General features: G+C 69.8%; 17 protein-coding genes. 13 read left to right on the top strand and 4 right to left on the bottom strand.

From position 1 onward, the window contains the following. Nucleotides 1–59 precede the first annotated feature (59 nt). Complete coding sequence (locus SSP29_RS44370; protein ID WP_089106656.1) at nucleotides 60–785, top strand: RDD family protein; 726 nt, start codon at nucleotides 60–62, stop codon at nucleotides 783–785. Between the two features lie 81 nt (nucleotides 786–866). Here SSP29_RS44370 and SSP29_RS44375 read toward each other — a convergent pair whose 3' ends face one another. Then, nucleotides 867–1,160 (bottom strand): hypothetical protein, encoded by a 294-nt coding sequence (locus SSP29_RS44375; RefSeq protein WP_089106657.1) that lies wholly within the window; start codon nucleotides 1,158–1,160, stop codon nucleotides 867–869. Nucleotides 1,161–1,583: 423 nt separating this feature from the next. Here SSP29_RS44375 and SSP29_RS44380 point away from each other — a divergent pair, with 423 nt between their 5' ends. After that, nucleotides 1,584–3,935 (top strand): immune inhibitor A domain-containing protein, encoded by a 2,352-nt coding sequence (locus SSP29_RS44380; RefSeq protein ID WP_089106658.1) that lies wholly within the window; start codon nucleotides 1,584–1,586, stop codon nucleotides 3,933–3,935. Between the two features lie 121 nt (nucleotides 3,936–4,056). Then, nucleotides 4,057–4,386, top strand: a complete 330-nt coding sequence (locus SSP29_RS44385) for a hypothetical protein (RefSeq protein ID WP_089106659.1) — start codon at nucleotides 4,057–4,059, stop codon at nucleotides 4,384–4,386. A 452-nt stretch (nucleotides 4,387–4,838) separates the two neighbouring features. On the opposite strand, the gene SSP29_RS44390 is transcribed toward SSP29_RS44385, so the two are convergent. Beyond that, nucleotides 4,839–5,423, bottom strand: coding sequence for a nicotinamidase (locus SSP29_RS44390; protein ID WP_089106660.1), 585 nt, complete (start codon nucleotides 5,421–5,423; stop codon nucleotides 4,839–4,841). Nucleotides 5,424–5,571: 148 nt separating this feature from the next. After that, entirely contained in the window at nucleotides 5,572–6,918 is a 1,347-nt protein-coding gene (locus tag SSP29_RS44395) for a nicotinate phosphoribosyltransferase (RefSeq protein ID WP_089106661.1), read from the bottom strand. Nucleotides 6,919–7,057: 139 nt separating this feature from the next. Here SSP29_RS44395 and clpS point away from each other — a divergent pair, with 139 nt between their 5' ends. From clpS to SSP29_RS44435, 9 genes are all read left to right on the top strand, one after another. After that, nucleotides 7,058–7,375, top strand: a complete 318-nt coding sequence (gene clpS / locus SSP29_RS44400; RefSeq protein WP_089106662.1) for an ATP-dependent Clp protease adapter ClpS — start codon at nucleotides 7,058–7,060, stop codon at nucleotides 7,373–7,375. A gap of 65 nt (nucleotides 7,376–7,440) precedes the next feature. Then, a complete protein-coding gene (locus tag SSP29_RS44405; protein ID WP_089106663.1) occupies nucleotides 7,441–8,046 on the top strand; it encodes a DUF2017 domain-containing protein in 606 nt (201 codons plus the stop codon). A 495-nt stretch (nucleotides 8,047–8,541) separates the two neighbouring features. Continuing rightward, a complete protein-coding gene (locus SSP29_RS44410) occupies nucleotides 8,542–9,990 on the top strand; it encodes an amino acid permease (protein ID WP_089106664.1) in 1,449 nt (482 codons plus the stop codon). Nucleotides 9,991–10,125: 135 nt separating this feature from the next. Next, nucleotides 10,126–10,548 carry a M67 family metallopeptidase gene (locus tag SSP29_RS44415; protein WP_089106665.1) on the top strand — a complete coding sequence of 141 codons (423 nt, stop codon included), beginning with the start codon at nucleotides 10,126–10,128 and terminating at the stop codon, nucleotides 10,546–10,548. A gap of 522 nt (nucleotides 10,549–11,070) precedes the next feature. Next, complete coding sequence (locus tag SSP29_RS61435; protein ID WP_350784557.1) at nucleotides 11,071–11,166, top strand: putative leader peptide; 96 nt, start codon at nucleotides 11,071–11,073, stop codon at nucleotides 11,164–11,166. An 87-nt stretch (nucleotides 11,167–11,253) separates the two neighbouring features. Continuing rightward, on the top strand, nucleotides 11,254–11,532 hold the full coding sequence (locus SSP29_RS44420; protein ID WP_089106666.1) for a MoaD/ThiS family protein: 279 nt from the start codon (nucleotides 11,254–11,256) through the stop codon (nucleotides 11,530–11,532). Between the two features lie 7 nt (nucleotides 11,533–11,539). Further along, nucleotides 11,540–12,490: a PLP-dependent cysteine synthase family protein gene (locus tag SSP29_RS44425; RefSeq protein ID WP_089106667.1), complete on the top strand. Its 951-nt coding sequence runs from the start codon at nucleotides 11,540–11,542 to the stop codon at nucleotides 12,488–12,490. 245 nt (nucleotides 12,491–12,735) lie between these two features. Continuing rightward, entirely contained in the window at nucleotides 12,736–14,814 is a 2,079-nt protein-coding gene (locus tag SSP29_RS44430; protein WP_089106668.1) for a putative Ig domain-containing protein, read from the top strand. 122 nt (nucleotides 14,815–14,936) lie between these two features. Further along, nucleotides 14,937–15,443 (top strand): hypothetical protein, encoded by a 507-nt coding sequence (locus SSP29_RS44435; RefSeq protein ID WP_089106669.1) that lies wholly within the window; start codon nucleotides 14,937–14,939, stop codon nucleotides 15,441–15,443. A 3-nt stretch (nucleotides 15,444–15,446) separates the two neighbouring features. On the opposite strand, the gene SSP29_RS44440 is transcribed toward SSP29_RS44435, so the two are convergent. Continuing rightward, entirely contained in the window at nucleotides 15,447–15,905 is a 459-nt protein-coding gene (locus SSP29_RS44440) for a type II toxin-antitoxin system PemK/MazF family toxin (protein WP_089106670.1), read from the bottom strand. A gap of 237 nt (nucleotides 15,906–16,142) precedes the next feature. Here SSP29_RS44440 and SSP29_RS44445 point away from each other — a divergent pair, with 237 nt between their 5' ends. Continuing rightward, nucleotides 16,143–16,895, top strand: coding sequence for an MBL fold metallo-hydrolase (locus SSP29_RS44445; protein ID WP_089106671.1), 753 nt, complete (start codon nucleotides 16,143–16,145; stop codon nucleotides 16,893–16,895). The last annotated feature ends 30 nt before the right edge of the window (nucleotides 16,896–16,925 follow it).

Consider the following 16,925-nt stretch of genomic DNA (forward strand, 5'->3'; position numbering starts at 1 on the left):
GTACTCCGTACGGCCGCTCGCCGGATGCGGGCCAGGCGGGTTCGCGGTCCACTCGGGCCATGAGCAGCGAACCGCCCCCGCCCCCCGGCTCCGGAGAGCAGCCGGAGGACGATCCGTTCCGGAAGCAGCCCCCGCCGGGCCAGAGCGAGGGCCAGGGGCCGGGCTCGCCGTACGACACCCCGTACGGCGGCTCGCAGCCCCCGCCGCCCTCCTACGGCGGCGGCCCCTACGGTGCGGGCGGCGGCCCCCACGGGGGCGGTGGCCCTTACGGAGGCGGTGGCCCTTACGGAGGCGGTGGCGGAACCGGCGGCTACCCCGACGATCCGCTCGCCGGGATGCCGCCGCTCGCCGACAGCGCCAAGCGCACCCTCGCGCGGATCATCGACATGATCCTGGTGGGAATCGTGGTCGCGTTGGTCACCTGGGCGTTCGGGGTGAGCGAGTACCAGATGAACGGCGACAAGATCTCGGCCGGCCGGTCCTTCGCCCAGTCGCTCGTCGCCGCCGTCCTGTTCGTCGGCTACGACACCCTGCTGATCGCCAAGTCCGGGCAGACCCTCGGCATGAAGTGGCTCGGCATGCGGGTCGCCAACCTGGCCGACGGCGCCACGCCCACCGCCCAGACCTCGCTGTTGCGCGCCCTGGTGCTGTGGGTGCCGTTCGCCTTCTGCTGCGCCTGCATCTGGACGGTGATCTGCGGCGGCTGGAGCTTCTTCGACAAGCCGTACAAACAGGGGCTGCACGACAAGGCCGCGAAGACGGTCGTGGTCAGTACGAACCCATAGCGGGGCCGGCACAGGGGGCGCACAAGCAGTCGGCGGGTCCGTCAGTCTCACGGACCCGCCGACTTCACTGGTGTGCGTACGTCAGGGCGCGGTGGGCTCCCGGACGGGCTCGGCCGTGGCGGCGGCCACGGTCTCCCGGCGTACGGGGACCCGCACCTCGGGCAGTGCGACAGGGACGGGCTCGGACTGTGCGACCGTGTGCGGCCGGGGGAGCGGGATCGTCATGGCGACCAGCAGTCCCAGACCGAGCGCGGCGAGCGCGATGACCGCGATCCCGATGCCCGAACTCGTCTGTGACAGCAGCAGCATGGCGAGCGTCGAGCAGATCACGGTGCACGAACCGTAGACGAGCTGTGCCGGGGTCGGACGAGGCATGGCAATCGTGTCCTCGGGAGATATGGGGGTGAGACGGGGAACCGGCCTTGGTTTCCACCGGCTTCCGGGCGTTCCACCGTTCGACTCTATTCGCGTGCATGCCCGACTGGAACGGCCGGTAAGCGTGACCTAACCCACGGTACCGGTGCACAGGGGGCGCACGGTCGCATGGCATACGGCAACCGGAGGCATATGCGCGCCGGTTGGGCGAGGCCCTTCGGGGGTACCGTCGCGTCCGGCGTCCGTAAAGCGAACTACCGCTCCGCATAGTGCAGTTGAACTGTCCGAGTCAAGATCTGTCTTTTCTCGTAAACCAGTAGTCAAATATCGTCACTTGAATCGACGCGTTGAACGTGCGCGCACGGACCCCCAACCACCACCCGGTCCCCCTTGCCGTGCGCGCGGCGCAGGGGAGGAACTCAAGTGACCAGCAGACCCTGGACGTTCAGAGCGCTCGCCGTCGGCGTGACGCTCGCGACCGCCTCCGTGGGCTTCGCCACCTTCGCGGTCGCGGAGGCCGCGACTCCGGTGGCGACCACCAGCACCGTCGACCGGCACGACCCGTCGACGAAGCAGGAGGAGCACGACCTCGACGGCCCCCTGAGCAAGACCCAGGAGGCCCAGCGCCAGGAGGCCCTCGACCAGGTCATATCCGGCAAGGCCCAGGTCAAGGAGCGCGACGGTTCGAAGGTCGTCCAGCTCAAGGGCAAGAAGGGCGACAGCAAATACGTCGAGCTCGGCCGCGAGAAGACCGACAAGATCTTCACGATCCTGGTGGAGTTCGGCGACCAGACCGACCCCCGGTACAACGGCACGGCGGGCCCGCTGCACAACCAGATAGCCCAGCCGGACCGCACCAAGGACAACTCCACGGCGTGGCAGGCGGACTACAACCAGGCCCACTTCCAGGACCTCTACTTCGGCACCGGCAAGAACACCGAGTCGCTGAAGAAGTACTACGAGAAGCAGTCCTCGGGCCGCTACTCGGTCGACGGTGAGGTCACCGACTGGGTCAAGGTCCCCTACAACGAGGCCCGTTACGGCAACAACGCCTGCGGCTCGACCACCTGCTCCAGCGTCTGGAACCTGGTGCGCGACGGCCTGAACGCCTGGGTCGCCGACCAGAAGGCAGCCGGCGAGTCCGACGCCGCCATCAAGGCGGACCTCGCCCAGTACGACCAGTGGGACCGCTACGACTACGACGGCGACGGCAACTTCAACGAGCCCGACGGCTACGTCGACCACTTCCAGATCGTGCACGCCGGCGAGGACGAGTCCGCGGGCGGCGGTGCCCAGGGCACCGACGCGATCTGGGCGCACCGCTGGTACGCCTTCGGCACCGACGCCGGCGCCACCGGCCCCGCCGACAACAAGCTCGGCGGCACCCAGGTCGGCGACACCGGCATCTGGGTCGGCGACTACACCATGCAGCCGGAGAACGGCGGACTCGGCGTCTACGCCCACGAGTACGGCCACGACCTCGGCCTGCCGGACGAGTACGACACCAACGGCGGCGAGAACTCCACCGGTTTCTGGACCCTGATGTCCTCCGGCTCCTGGCTGGGCACCGGCAAGGAGGCCATCGGCGACCTGCCGGGCGACATGAACGCCTGGGACAAGCTCCAGCTCGGCTGGCTCAACTACGGCGTGGCCAAGGCGGGCACGAAGTCCAGCACCAAGCTGGGCGTCGCCGAGTACAACACCAAGAACAAGCAGGCCCTGGTGGTCTCCCTCCCCGACAAGGCGGTCACCACCACCGTCGTCACTCCCGCCCAGGGCTCGACCCAGTGGTGGAGCGGCAGCGGCGACAACCTCAAGAACACGCTGACCCGCGACGTCGACCTGACCGGCAAGTCGTCCGCGACGCTGAACCTGGACGGCTGGTACGACATCGAGTCGGGCTACGACTACCTCTACACCGAGGTCTCCACCGACGGTGGCGCCAACTGGACCGCCCTGGACGGCACGGTGAACGGCGCGGCCCTCCCGCGCGACGGCAGCGACAAGCCGGCGCTCACCGGTTCGGCCGACGCGTACACCAAGCTGTCGTACCCGCTGGACGCCTACGCGGGCCAGGAGATCCAGCTCCGCTTCCGCTACCAGACCGACGGCGGGGTCGCCCTCAAGGGCTTCGCGGCCGACGAGATCACGCTGACCGCGGACGGGTCGACGGTCTTCTCCGACAACGCCGAGTCGGCGGACGCCGCTTGGACCGCCTCCGGCTTCTCCCGCATCGGCGCGTCCTTCACCAAGGACTACGCGCAGTACTACATCGCGGAGAACCGCCAGTACGTGTCGTACGACAAGACCCTCAAGGTCGGCCCGTACAACTACGGCTTCTCCACGACCCGTCCGGACTGGGTGGAGCACTACCCGTACCAGAACGGCCTGTTGATCTGGAAGTGGGACACCTCCGAGGCGGACGACAACACCAGCGTCCACCCCGGCACGGGTCTCATCCTCCCGATCGACTCGCACCCCACACCGCTGAAGTGGTCCGACGGCACGCTGATGCGCAACCGCATCCAGGCCTACGACTCGCCGTTCAGCCTCTACGCGAGCGACGGCATCACCCTCCACAAGGCGGACGTGGCGACCAAGATCAAGCAGTCGTCCGGGGTGTCGGTCTTCAACGACCACAAGAGCGACTACTACGACGCCTCGAACCCGGCCGGCGGCGTCAAGATCACTGACACCAACACGAAGATCAACATCGTCACGGAGGCCCGGGACGGCTCGACGATCTCCCTCCAGGTCGGCCCTGCGGTGAAGTAATACGCATTTCCGCAGGTCAGACACGTATCGGCGGCGACCCCTTGGCGGGTCGCCGCCGCTCGTGCTTAGGTGCGTCCTGTGGCTTTCTTATTGACACCGACACGCACGGGGGTGTGACCGCATGGCCGCAGGAGGGTTCTGCAAGCTGCCGAACGGCAGAGTGGTGGTGGCGCTGAACCTGCCCAGCCCCGCTACGGCGGACGGCTCGTCCGCCGTCCGGGTACTGGTCCACGCCCACAACCGCGCCAGGGCCCTGACCAGGCTCCGCAACCTGGGCATGCGAGCGGTCTACCTGCGGGGCAACGCCGCCCCACCGACCCCGGACGAGATCACGGCCGTCCTCCACCACCCCGACGGCCTGATATGGCGAACGACCCCTGACAACGGTGTCACACCACTGGAACTCTGGAGACCGATCAGATCCCTCCTCCGCAGACCGACGGCGGCCTAGCCCAGCTGGGGAGCGCGGGGCTCGACTGCGAGCGCCGGGCGGAGCAGCCAACGCAGGGGCGCGGGGCTGTGTCGATATGCGGCTCCGCCGCGTGGGCGCGACCAGCGAGGCGCTGGATCGTTGCCGGGCCGGGCAGCCAACCAAGGGGCGCGGGCTTTCAGCGCCGGGCGGAGCAGCCGGCCCAGGGGCGCGGGGCTGTGTCGATATGCGGCTCCGCCGCGTGGGCGCGACCAGCGAGGCGCTGGATCGTTGCCGGGCCGGGCAGCCAACCAAGGGGCGCGGGCTTTCAGCGCCGGGCGGAGCAGCCGACCCAGGTGCGCGGGGCTGTGTCGATATGCGGCTCCGCCGCGTGGGCGCGACCAGCCCCCACCGGCCCGCAGGTGCCCACCGGCCGGTCCGGCACCGCCGGAATCCGCCGTCGTGGCTGGGCGCCGTTGCGGCGGAAATGAGGGTCAGACCACCGGCTTGCCCGTCAGTTCCACGCCCGCCTCTCGCAGCTCCTCCAGGGCGCGTTCCGTCGTCGCCTCCGCCACGCCGGCCGTGAGGTCGAGGAGGACCTGGGTGCGGAAGCCCTCCCGCGCGGCGTCCAGAGCGGTGGCCCGCACGCAGTGGTCCGTGGCGATGCCCACCACGTCCACCTCGTCGATCTTGCGGGCGCGCAGCCACTCCGCCAGCTTGACGCCGTTCTCGTCGACGCCCTCGAAGCCGCTGTAGGCCGCGGCGTACGCCCCCTTGCTGAACACCGCGTCCACCGCCCCGGAGGCGACCGCCGGGGCGAAGTTCGGATGGAAGCCCACCCCCTCGGTGCCGGCGACACAGTGCGCCGGCCAGCTGCGGACGTAGTCGGGGTTGTCGGCGAAGTGGCCGCCCGGCGCGATGTGGTGGTCGCGGGTCGCCACCACGTGGCGGTAGCCGGCGGGCGCCTGCCCGATCAGCTCCGTGATCGCGGCGGCCACGTCGGAGCCCCCGGCCACCGCGAGGCTGCCTCCCTCGCAGAAGTCGTTCTGCACATCGACGACGATCAAGGCGCGGCGCATGGTCGGTGTCCTTCGCATTCGATATCGGGTCCGTCGACGGGAGAGACGCGGAAAGAAGGGGTGCGGGCCCGGCCTGAACCTATGAGCGTAGAGACTTACGGGGGCGTAGGGGAGGGGGCTTTGCGGGGCGCGTACGCGGGCACTCGCTCTAGCTACCCGAGCGCCCCTGCACGTACTCCGTCGGAATGACCGGTTCCCCGCGCGAGAGCTGCGTCGCGGAGAGCGGCAGATTCGCGCGGGCCGCCGCGTGCCGGGTGCGGGCCGCGTCCAGGGGTTCGCGGGCGACGACCTCGCCGGACTTCACCAGTTCGATCAGGAGCTGCCGGTCGACCAGGCCGGCCGGGACCTCGCCGGTGCCGACGACCTCGGCCTCCGCCACCCCGTCGGCGTCCAGCCGCCGCGCCGCCCACTTGCGGCCGCCGACGGAGGTCTTGCCGCCCGTCGACTTCTTCGCCACCGGCACCAGCGGTGCCTTCGGGTCGGCGGACTCGGCGCGGGCGACCAGCTTGTAGACCATGGAGCAGGTGGGGTGCCCGGAGCCGGTGACCAGCTGGGTGCCGACGCCGTACGCGTCCACGGGGGCGGCGGCCAGGGAGGCGATGGCGTACTCGTCGAGGTCGGAGGTGACGATGATCCTCGTGTCCCGGGCGCCGAGCTCGTCCAGCTGCTGGCGCACCCGGTGGGCGACCAGCAGCAGGTCGCCGGAGTCGATGCGGACCGCGCCCAGCTCGGGCCCGGCCACCTCCACGGCCGTACGGACCGCCTCGGCGACGTCGTAGGTGTCGACCAGCAGGGTCGTGCCCCGGCCGAGCGAGTCGACCTGGGCGCGGAAGGCGTCGCGCTCGTGGTCGTGGAGCAGGGTGAAGGCGTGGGCGGAGGTGCCGACGGTGGGGATGCCGTAGCGGAAGCCGGCGGCGAGGTCGGAGGTGGTGGCGAAGCCGCCGACGTAGGCGGCGCGGGAGGCGGCGACCGCGGCCAGTTCGTGGGTGCGGCGGGCGCCCATCTCGATCAGCGGGCGGTCCCCGGCGGCCGAGGACATGCGGGAGGCGGCGGCCGCGATCGCGGAGTCGTGGTTGAGGATGGAGAGGATCACGGTCTCCAGGAGCACGCACTCGGCGAAGGAGCCCTCCACCCGCATGATCGGCGAGCCCGGGAAGTAGGCCTCGCCCTCGGGGTAGCCCCAGATGTCGCCGCTGAAGCGGTAGCCGGCGAGCCACTCCAGGGTCGGCCCGTCGACGATCTTCCGCTCCGCCAGGAAGCCGAGGACGCCGTTGTCGAAGCGGAAGTTCTCCACCGCGTCCAGGACGCGTCCGGTGCCCCCCACGACGCCGTAGCGACGCCCGTCGGGCAGCCGTCGGGTGAAGACCTCGAAGACGCTCCGCCGCTCGGCCGTACCCGCCTTCAGGGCGGCCTGCAACATCGTCAGCTCGTACTGGTCCGTGAAGAGCGCCGTCGACGGGACGTCCACCGGCAGCCCAAGGTCCGCTACATCCACGACAGCTCTCCTAGCTATGTCTCTCCGGGGGTCCCCAGGCCGGCCGGGGGTTCGGGGGGTGTCCCCCGACGTATGCAGCACGGCAACAGATGCTACACCCCTTTGTGTCAGTGTGACGATTTAAGGGGCCCGTGGCAGCATGGGCCTTGTGACGTCACCCGCTCCCGTAGAGATCGAACGCACCGAGTCGGCGGAGGAGGTCTTCGCCGTCCCCGAGCCCGACGTCCCGTGGGTCACGATCGTGCACAACGACCCCGTCAACCTCATGAGCTATGTGACGTACGTCTTCCAGACGTACTTCGGCTATCCCAAGGACAAGGCCACCAAGCTCATGCTGGACGTCCACCACAAGGGCCGGGCGGTCGTCTCCAGCGGCAGTCGCGAGGAGATGGAACGCGACGTGCAGGCGATGCACGGCTACGGCCTGTGGGCGACCCTCCAGCAGGACCGGAAGTAGCCACACGCGCCGCTCGGCCCACCGACCGGCCCCTCGATCAGCTCCGGAAGCAGCGAATCCCCTCCATGCCAGGAATCTTCGAACCGCTCCCCGGCGGCGGCGCGGCCGTCGCGCTCGACGATGTCGAGATCTCCATCATCCGGTCGCTGGCCGTCCAGCTCCTGGAACTCATCGGCCCCGGTCCCGCCGAGGACGCCCCCGACGACCCGCTCGCCGAACTGTTCGCCGAAGGTCCCAGCGAGGCGCCGACCGACCCGGTGCTGCGCCGGCTCTTCCCGGACGCCTACAGCGACCCGGAGCTGCTCCCGCAGACCCCGGAGGAGGCCGAGGAGCGGCAGGCCCACTCCGCCGAGTTCCGCCGCTACACCGAGAACGACCTCAGGGCCGGCAAGCGGGGGACCGCCCTCGCGGTGATCCGCTCCCTGGACGCCCTCGTCCCGGAGGAGAAGGGCGACGCGGTCCTCAAGCTGACGCCCGAGGAGTCCCGGCAGTGGCTCGGCGCCCTCACCGACCTGCGCCTCGCGATCGGCTCCCGCCTCGACATCACCGACGAGGACGACACCGACCTGCTCTACCGGCTCCCGGACGAGGACCCGCGCAAGCCGATGGTGATGGCGTACCTGTGGCTCGGCGGCCTCCAGGAGACCCTGGTCGCGACCCTTATGCCGTAATCCGTCCTTATTTTGCGTTCGCTCAGAGGACGCTCAAATCCGGATAACGATCCCGTCACCGTTGCGGCCTGGTATGACCTTTTCGGCCGCACTTTGTCCGGTTCTTCCAGTGGTGTGCGCCACAATCCCTCTCGGCGGAACCCGGTGATCAGTGTTGCGGCCGTGATAAATCTTCACGACCGCCCGGCGAACACCACCCACGTGTACGTCCGGGTGCGCCACCGAACCGGCCACCACCGGTCAGGCTTAGCGGACCCGGGGAAGCCCGAGCACGCCCCCACGCCGCCCGGCACGCACTCTCGCCGCACCGGCCAAAGGCCCACGTGGCTCCGCCACGAGGACCTTCGTCCGGCACGCCGACAGCACGCACCGACCGACGCGGGAGCGCACCCGGACTTCCCCGAGCCCGCTCGCTCCAGCAATCCGGGGGGATCGAAACCCGATCCGAGGCCGACGAGAGGCCCGGGTCGGCATGGAGAAAGGCGCACACCACACATGACCTCCGCTCAGGTCGACACGTCGGAGAAGTCCTCCGGGACCTCCGAAGCCTCCGAAGAGGGGTACGAGCGCGGGCTCGGCAGCCGCCAGGTCCAGATGATCGCCATCGGCGGCGCCATCGGCGTCGGGCTCTTCCTGGGCGCCGGGGCGAACATCGCCAAGGCGGGACCCAGCCTCATCCTGATGTACGCCCTCGCCGGCGCCATCGTCTTCTTCATCATGCGGGCCCTCGGCGAGCTCCTGCTCTACCGTCCGGTCTCCGGCTCCTTCGCCGAGTACTCCCGCGAGTTCCTCGGCCCGTTCTTCGGCTACTTCACCGGCTGGACGTACTGGCTGATGTGGGTCGTCACCGGCATGGCCGAACTGACGGCCGCTGCGATCTACGTGAACTACTGGTTCCCGTCGGTCCCGCAGTGGGTGACCGCGCTGGTCTTCCTGGTGATCCTCTTCGGGGTCAACCTGATCTCGGTGAAGGTCTTCGGAGAGCTGGAGTTCTGGTTCTCCATGGTCAAGGTCACCGCCCTGATCGGCATGATCGTGATCGGTCTCGGCGTCCTCACCTTCGGCTTCAGCGCCGCCGGCGACACCGCCTCGGTCGCGAACCTCTACCAGTTCGACGGCTTCTTCCCCAAGGGCGTCGGCTCCTCCCTGATGACCCTTCAGGGCGTCATGTTCGCCTACCTCGCGGTCGAGCTGGTCGGCGTCACCGCCGGCGAGTCGGAGAACCCGGAGAAGACCCTCCCCAAGGCGATCAACACCCTCCCCTGGCGCATCGCCCTCTTCTACGTCGGCGCGCTCACGGTGATCCTCTGCGTCGTGAAGTGGACGGAGTTCGCCCCGGGCGTCTCCCCGTTCGTCGCGGCCTTCGCGAAGATCGGCATCCCGGCGGGCGCCGGCATCGTCAACTTCGTCGTCCTCACCGCCGCCCTGTCCTCCTGCAACTCCGGCATGTACTCCACGGGCCGCATGCTGCGGAACCTGGCCGACAGCGGCGAGGCCCCGGCCGTGTTCCGCAAGCTGTCCGCGTCGAAGACGCCGGCGCTCGGCATCACCGTCTCGGTCCTCTTCATGGGCATCGGCGTGATCCTCAACTACGTCGTCCCGGAGAAGGCGTTCGGCTACGTCACCTCCGTCGCCACCGCGGCCGGCATCTGGACCTGGCTGATGATCCTGATCAGCCACGTCCTCTACCGACGCGCGGTCGACGCCGGCCGCCTCCCCGCCTCCGCCTTCCCGGCCCCCGGCGGCGCGAAGTGCAGCTGGATCGCGATCGCCTTCCTCCTCTTCGTCACCTGCCTGATCGCGTACGACGCCGACTCCCGCGTCTGCCTGTACGTGATGGCCGGCTGGGCCGCCGCGCTCGGCGTCGGCTGGCTGGTCCTGAAGAACCGCAACCCCGAGGTCGCCGAGCGCCGCGCGCCGGCACCGCTGGAGAAGGTGAACTGACCACCCCCTCCAGGACGTCCCGCCGCAGGGAGCACTCGTGGCGCCCCCTGCGGCAGCCGCTCAGGACGTCCGGCATCTGGGCCGTCCCGTACCAGCCCTCGGTACGGGACGGCCCTTCTGCTTATCCTGGCGACCATGCTGACCATCACCCAGGCCCTCGTCGACCAGATCGTCGCCCACGCGCGCAAGGACCACCCCGACGAGGCGTGCGGCGTCGTCGCGGGCCCGGCGGGCTCGGACCGCCCCGAGCGGTTCATCCCGATGCTGAACGCGGCGATGTCCCCGACGTTCTACGAGTTCGACTCCGGCGACCTTCTCAAGCTGTACCGGGAGATGGACGACCGTGACGAGGAGCCGGTGGTCGTCTACCACTCCCACACGGCGACGGAGGCGTACCCGTCCCGGACCGACATCAGCTATGCCAACGAGCCCGGCGCCCACTACGTCCTCGTCTCCACCGCCGACACCGACGGCCTCGGCGACTTCCAGTTCCGCTCGTACCGCATCGTGGACGGCGAGGTCACGGAGGAGGAGATCAGCATCGTCGAGACGTACTGACCTTTCCGCCGCCGACCTTCCTCTCCGCCGCCGACCTTCCGCCGGTGCCGTGTCTCCGCCGCCGACCTTCCTCCGGTGCCTTTTTCCGCCGCTACCCCTGCTCCGCCGCTCCCCCCTGCTCCGCCGCTACCCCTGCTCCGCCGCGACGGCGCTCAGCCGCGACGGCGGATTTCGGCGGTGCCGGACCGGCCGGTGGTCACCTGCGGGCCGGTGGGGGCTGATCGCGCAGTTCCCCGCGCCCCTTGGTTGGCTACCCGGCCCGGCAACGATCCATCGCCTCGCTGGTCGCGCCCACGCGGCGGAGCCGCATATCGATACAGCCCCGCGCCCCTTGGTTGGCTACCCGGCCCGGCAACGATCCATCGCCTCGCTGGTCGCGCCCACGCGGCGGAGCCGCATATTGGTACAGCCTCGCGCCCCTGGGTCGGCTGTCCTGGGCCTCGTCTCGAAGTTCGGTCAGAATTCGTCCATCATGCGGAATCACACTCCGGAACACCGGCCGGGAATCGATACGATGACCCCATGGTTCTGAACGACGTGGGCGACAAGGCGCGGGGCACCCTGCTCGTGGCGCGGCTGCACGTCGATCTGTGCAGGCTGAACAGCGCCATCTGTTGACGTTTCCCTGCCGCCGTACGGCCATGAGCCGCGGCGTGCTGCTGTGCGCGCCCAACCACCCAGACTTCCCGACAGGAGCCCGCAACCATGGCCATCGAGGTCCGCATCCCGACCATCCTCCGCCAGTACACCGACGGTCAGAAGGCGGTGGAGGGCAGCGGTGACACCATCGCCGACCTCTTCAACGACCTCGAGACCCGGCACGCCGGCATCCACGCCCGCATCGTGGACGACGGCAAGCTGCGCCGCTTCGTCAACGTGTACCTGAACGACGAGGACGTCCGTTTCGTCGACGGCATCAACACCAAGCTCACCGACGGCGACACCGTGACGATCCTGCCGGCCGTCGCCGGCGGCATGGCCTGAGATCGGCATGCGCTACGACTCCCCGTTGGCCGCGGTCGGCAACACCCCCCTGGTGCGCCTGCCGCGGCTCTCGCCGTCCGCCGACGTCCGGATCTGGGCCAAGCTGGAGGACCGCAACCCGACCGGCTCGGTCAAGGACCGTCCCGCCCTGCACATGATCGAGCAGGCCGAGAAGGACGGCCGGCTGACCCCGGGCTGCACCATCCTGGAGCCGACGTCGGGGAACACCGGCATCTCCCTCGCCATGGCCGCCAAGCTCAAGGGCTACCGCATGGTCTGCGTGATGCCCGAGAACACCTCGCAGGAGCGGCGGGACCTGCTGGGGATGTGGGGCGCGGAGATCATCTCCAGCCCGGCCGCGGGCGGCTCCAACACCGCCGTGCGGGTGGCGAAGGAGCTGTCCGCCGAGCATCCCGACTGGGTGATGCTCTACCAGTACGGGAACCCGGACAACGCCGGTGCGCACTACGCGACCACCGGTCCGGAGATCCTCGCCGACCTGCCGTCCGTGACGCACTTCGTCGCGGGGCTCGGGACGACCGGCACGCTGATGGGCGTCGGCCGGTATCTGCGCGAGCACAAGCCGGACGTGAAGATCGTCGCCGCCGAACCCCGGTACGACGACCTCGTGTACGGGCTCAGGAACCTCGACGAGGGCTTCGTGCCCGAGCTGTACGACGCCTCCGTGCTCACCACCCGCTACTCGGTCGGCTCCGCGGACGCGGTGACCCGGACCCGGGACCTGCTCCAGCAGGAGGGCATCTTCGCGGGCATCTCCACCGGCGCCGCGCTGCACGCCGCGATCGGCGTCGGGAAGAAGGCCGTCCAGGCCGGCGAGAGCGCGGACATCGTGTTCGTCGTCGCCGACGGCGGCTGGAAGTACCTGTCGACCGGCGTGTACACCGCCGCCACGACCGAGGAAGCCATCGAGACCCTCCAGGGTCAGCTCTGGGCATAGTGCTCATCATGTACGCGCCAACCCCCTCCTATGAGGGGGCTAAGCGCTTCCTATGGCGGAGCAAAGATCTTCGTCCGGGGGAACCGGTCCCCGGTGAACCCCGCTAGGTTCCTCACCGTCCTGTCATGCCACGCACATCGGCATCCCAGGGTGTTCGAAGTGTCATGCTCATGACGCCGCACTCTGCCGCCGCTACGCGCGTCACGGGCCTGCCTTGTAACCCCACCGATGGAGGCAGTACCCCCATGCGTGAATCACGACGGAGCCTGCGAAGACTCCTGGCCTTCGCTTTCCCCGCCCTCGCCCTCGCCGTCTCCGGTTTCGTCGCGGCACCGACCGCACAGGCACAGGCGCCGGCGCACGCCATCGCCCCCCAGGCCACCGCCCAGACCACCCGGGCCGCCCAGAACTCCAAGGCCCTCACCGACCCCGCCCGCCAGGCCGTGCACAGCACCGGCAAGGCCGGGCAGAAGGTGCCCACCAAGCACCTGTGCGCCACCGTCAGCAGGCCCGGTGAGGTCAACTGCTTCGCGCAGCGCCGCACCGACATCAAGCAGCAGCTGGCCGCCGCGCTCGCCGCCGCCCCCTCCGGCCTGAGCCCGACCAACCTGCACAGCGCCTACAACCTGCCCTCGACGGGCGGCTCCGGCCTGACCGTCGCCGTGGTCGACGCCTACAACGACCCCAACGCCGCCTCCGACCTGGCCACTTACCGCTCCACGTACGGCCTGTCGGCGTGCACCGTCGCCAACGGCTGCTTCAAGCAGGTCAGCCAGACCGGTTCGACGACCTCGCTGCCGACGAACGACTCCGGCTGGGCCGGCGAGGAAGCGCTCGACATCGACATGGTCAGCGCCGTCTGCCCGAACTGCAACATCATCCTCGTCGAGGCCAGCTCCGCCACCGACTCCGACCTCGGCACCGCCGAGAACGAGGCCGTCGCGCTCGGCGCCAAGTTCGTCTCCAACAGCTGGGGCGGCTCCGAGTCCTCCTCCCAGACCAGCGAGGACACCTCGTACTTCAAGCACCCGGGTGTCGCGATCACCGTCTCCGCGGGCGACTCCGACTACGGCGCCGAGTACCCGGCGACCTCCCAGTACGTGACCGCCGTCGGCGGCACCGCGCTGTCCACCTCCTCCAGCACCCGCGGCTGGACCGAGTCCGTGTGGAAGACCAGCTCCTCCGAGGGCACCGGCTCCGGCTGCTCCGCCTACGACTCGAAGCCGAGCTGGCAGACCGACACCGGCTGCACCAAGCGCATGGAGTCCGACGTCTCCGCGGTCGCCGACCCGGCCACCGGCGTGGCGGTCTACGACACCTACGGCGGCTCCGGCTGGGCGGTCTACGGCGGCACCAGCGCCTCCTCGCCGATCATCGCCGGCGTCTACGCCCTCGCCGGCACCCCGGGCTCCAGCGACTACCCGGCGAAGTACCCGTACTCGCACACCAGCAACCTGTACGACGTCACCAGCGGCAACAACGGCTCCTGCACCACCTCGTACTTCTGCACCGCCGGCACCGGCTACGACGGCCCGACCGGCTGGGGCACCCCGAACGGCACCGCCGCCTTCACCTCCGGCACCACCACCGGCAACACGGTGACCGTCACCAACCCGGGCAGCCAGTCCACCGCGACCGGCAGCTCGGTCAGCCTCCAGATCTCCGCCTCCGACAGCGCGGGCGCGACCCTCACCTACAGCGCCTCCGGCCTGCCCACCGGCCTGTCCATCTCCAGCTCGACCGGCCTGATCTCCGGTACGGCGTCCACCGCGGGCACCTACAGCGCCACCGTCACCGCGACCGACTCCACCGGCGCCTCCGGCTCGGCCTCCTTCACCTGGACCGTCAGCACCAGCGGCGGCGGCACCTGCTCCTCGTCCCAGCTGCTCGGCAACGCCGGCTTCGAGTCGGGCAACACGACCTGGACGGCGAGCAGCGGAGTCATCACCAACTCCAGCAGCGAGTCGGCGCACGCCGGTTCCTACTACGCCTGGCTCGACGGCTACGGCTCCTCGCACACCGACACGCTCTCCCAGTCGGTGACGATCCCGTCCGGCTGCACCGCCACCACGTTCACCTTCTACCTGCACGTCGACACGGCCGAGACCTCCACCAGCACCCAGTACGACAAGCTGACGGTCACCGCCGGTTCGACCACCCTGGCCACGTACTCCAACCTCAACGCGGCCACCGGATACGTGCAGAAGTCCTTCAGCCTCGGGTCCTACGCGGGCTCGACCGTCACCCTGAAGTTCAGCGGTGTCGAGGACTCCTCGCTCCAGACCAGCTTCGTCGTCGACGACACCGCCGTCACGACCGGCTGACCCCGCCCGTGAACTGACCGGATCCCGCGCCCGGAAGCCGTCCGGGTGCGGGATCCGTATGAGCGGCGGATACGTCATATCGGCACCAAGGGTCCGTACCCCGACGGAAAGGCGGACACCTCATGCGCCGTACGACGTTCCACCGCGCGTCTCTCGCCGCGGCGAGCCTGCTCCTGCTGGCGGGCTGCGGCTCCCAGGGCGGGGGCGGCGACAAGGGCAGCGGCACGGTGTCCGCGAAACCGACCCCGACCCCGAGCGCGACCTCGACACCCACCCCTTCCGCCAGTGGGTCTTCCGCCGGCTGCACGCCCCTGACCTCGGATCTCACCGCCGCCGACAGCGGCCGTACCTTCTGCCTGGCCCAGGACGGGGCCTTCCGGGTCACCCTGACCGGCTCCGAGCAGCGCCCCTGGAAGAAGATCACCGCGGCCGGGGACACGGCCGCCCTGAAGGAGATCAACTACGGGATCATGCTCCGCGGCAGCGACGCCGGAGCCGCCTACCAAGCGGTAGCCTCCGGCACCGTGACCCTCTCCTCCACCCGCCCGCTGTGCGCCGAGCCCACCGCGCCCGGCCGGGTCTCCTGCAAGGGCATCCAGGAGTGGCAGGTCACCGTAAGGGTGGAGTGAGCCTCAGCCGGCCAGGTGCCGTACCTGGTCCCAGAGCACCGGGTCGACCACGCCCACCCGGCGCCGGAACTCCCACACCGCGATCTCGCGCAGCTCGTCCGTCTCCAGGAAGCTCGGCCGGCCCTGGGCGTCCCCGACCGAGCCGGGCGGCAGCGGGATCACCCCGGCGCGCTCGTCGTGGTACTTGCTGGTGATCTTCGCGATCGTGGCCCGGTTGCCGCGCACGGCCAGCACCAGGCAGGGCCGGTCCTTGGCGCCGGGACCGTCTTCGTAGGGGACGTTGGCCCACCAGATGTCCCCCGGGTGGGGCCGTCCGAGCTGCCCGCGCGTGCCGCGCGGATACCCCGGCGGGCGGGTGCGGTGCCCGCGCGGACGGTGGCCCCTGCCCCAGCCGTCGACGAGCGTGGCGACCAGCGCCAGCAGGACGACTGCCGCGAGCGCGAGCCACCATGACGTGTCCATACGACGACGTTACCGGCGCGAGATAATCGACGCGCGCCCTTACGCGATCCTCATACGCCCCTGGTCCAGCCGAACCGGTGACACCACAGGTGAGTTCGCCCACAACGGCCCCTGGCGGAGGAGCGACCGGCTCTTTTGCGCCTTACGCTCGACAAACCGCACGACCCCCGTCATGCCCTTTTTCCCGACTCCAGTTCCCAGCGCATCTGGGTTTCCGCCAACGGAGGTTTCTGCTTCATGAAGCTCACCGTCGTCGGCTGCTCGGGGTCGTTCCCGTCCGCGGAATCGGCCTGTTCGAGCTACCTCGTAGAGGCCGACGGCTTCCGGCTGCTCCTCGACATGGGCAACGGCGCCCTGGGCGAGCTGCAGCGCCACTGCGGTCTCTACGACCTCGACGCGATCTTCCTGAGCCATCTGCACGCCGACCACTGCATCGACATGTGCGCCTACTTCGTGGCGCGCTACTACCGCCACGACGGCGGCCCGTGCCCCCCTATTCCGGTCTACGGCCCCGAGGGCACCGAGCACCGCCTGACCACGGCCTACGCCGACACCCCCACCGCCTCCTCGATGAGCGAGGTCTTCGACTTCCACACGGTGAAGCCGTCCACGTTCGACATCGGCCCCTTCACGGTCCACACCGAGCGGGTCCGCCACCCCGTGGAGGCGTACGGCATCCGCGTCGAACACGCCGGGAAGTCCCTGACGTACTCGGGCGACACCGGCGTCACCGAGGCGCTGGAGGGCCTGGCCCGGGACACCGACCTGTTCCTGTGCGAGGCCGCCTTCACGCACGGCAAGGAGAACATCCCGGACCTGCACCTCAACGGCCGCGAGGCCGGCGAGACCGCGGCCCGGGCCGGCGCCCGCCGCCTGGTCCTCACCCACATCCCGCCGTGGACCGACCCCGCCGTGAACCTCGCCGACGCCCGCGAGGTCTTCGACGGCCCGGTGGATCTCGCGGTGCCGAGGGCGACGTACGAGATCTGACACGCGTACGGCGTTCAGGGCCGTACGACG

Origin of the sequence: Streptomyces hyaluromycini, assembly GCF_002217755.1 — a bacterium.
GTDB classification, from domain to species: Bacteria; Actinomycetota; Actinomycetes; order Streptomycetales; family Streptomycetaceae; genus Streptomyces; species Streptomyces hyaluromycini.

Coding starts and splice junctions, on each gene's coding strand:
- SSP29_RS44375 (WP_089106657.1), bottom strand. CDS start 1,160: ATGCCTCGTCCGACCCCGGCACAGCTCGTCTACGGTTCGTGCACCGTG.
- clpS (WP_089106662.1), top strand. CDS start 7,058: ATGGGCCTTGTGACGTCACCCGCTCCCGTAGAGATCGAACGCACCGAG.
- SSP29_RS44430 (WP_089106668.1), top strand. CDS start 12,736: ATGCGTGAATCACGACGGAGCCTGCGAAGACTCCTGGCCTTCGCTTTC.
- SSP29_RS44435 (WP_089106669.1), top strand. CDS start 14,937: ATGCGCCGTACGACGTTCCACCGCGCGTCTCTCGCCGCGGCGAGCCTG.
- SSP29_RS44405 (WP_089106663.1), top strand. CDS start 7,441: ATGCCAGGAATCTTCGAACCGCTCCCCGGCGGCGGCGCGGCCGTCGCG.
- SSP29_RS44410 (WP_089106664.1), top strand. CDS start 8,542: ATGACCTCCGCTCAGGTCGACACGTCGGAGAAGTCCTCCGGGACCTCC.
- SSP29_RS44420 (WP_089106666.1), top strand. CDS start 11,254: ATGGCCATCGAGGTCCGCATCCCGACCATCCTCCGCCAGTACACCGAC.
- SSP29_RS44370 (WP_089106656.1), top strand. CDS start 60: ATGAGCAGCGAACCGCCCCCGCCCCCCGGCTCCGGAGAGCAGCCGGAG.
- SSP29_RS44415 (WP_089106665.1), top strand. CDS start 10,126: ATGCTGACCATCACCCAGGCCCTCGTCGACCAGATCGTCGCCCACGCG.
- SSP29_RS61435 (WP_350784557.1), top strand. CDS start 11,071: ATGGTTCTGAACGACGTGGGCGACAAGGCGCGGGGCACCCTGCTCGTG.
- SSP29_RS44385 (WP_089106659.1), top strand. CDS start 4,057: ATGGCCGCAGGAGGGTTCTGCAAGCTGCCGAACGGCAGAGTGGTGGTG.
- SSP29_RS44425 (WP_089106667.1), top strand. CDS start 11,540: ATGCGCTACGACTCCCCGTTGGCCGCGGTCGGCAACACCCCCCTGGTG.
- SSP29_RS44445 (WP_089106671.1), top strand. CDS start 16,143: ATGAAGCTCACCGTCGTCGGCTGCTCGGGGTCGTTCCCGTCCGCGGAA.
- SSP29_RS44390 (WP_089106660.1), bottom strand. CDS start 5,423: ATGCGCCGCGCCTTGATCGTCGTCGATGTGCAGAACGACTTCTGCGAG.
- SSP29_RS44440 (WP_089106670.1), bottom strand. CDS start 15,905: ATGGACACGTCATGGTGGCTCGCGCTCGCGGCAGTCGTCCTGCTGGCG.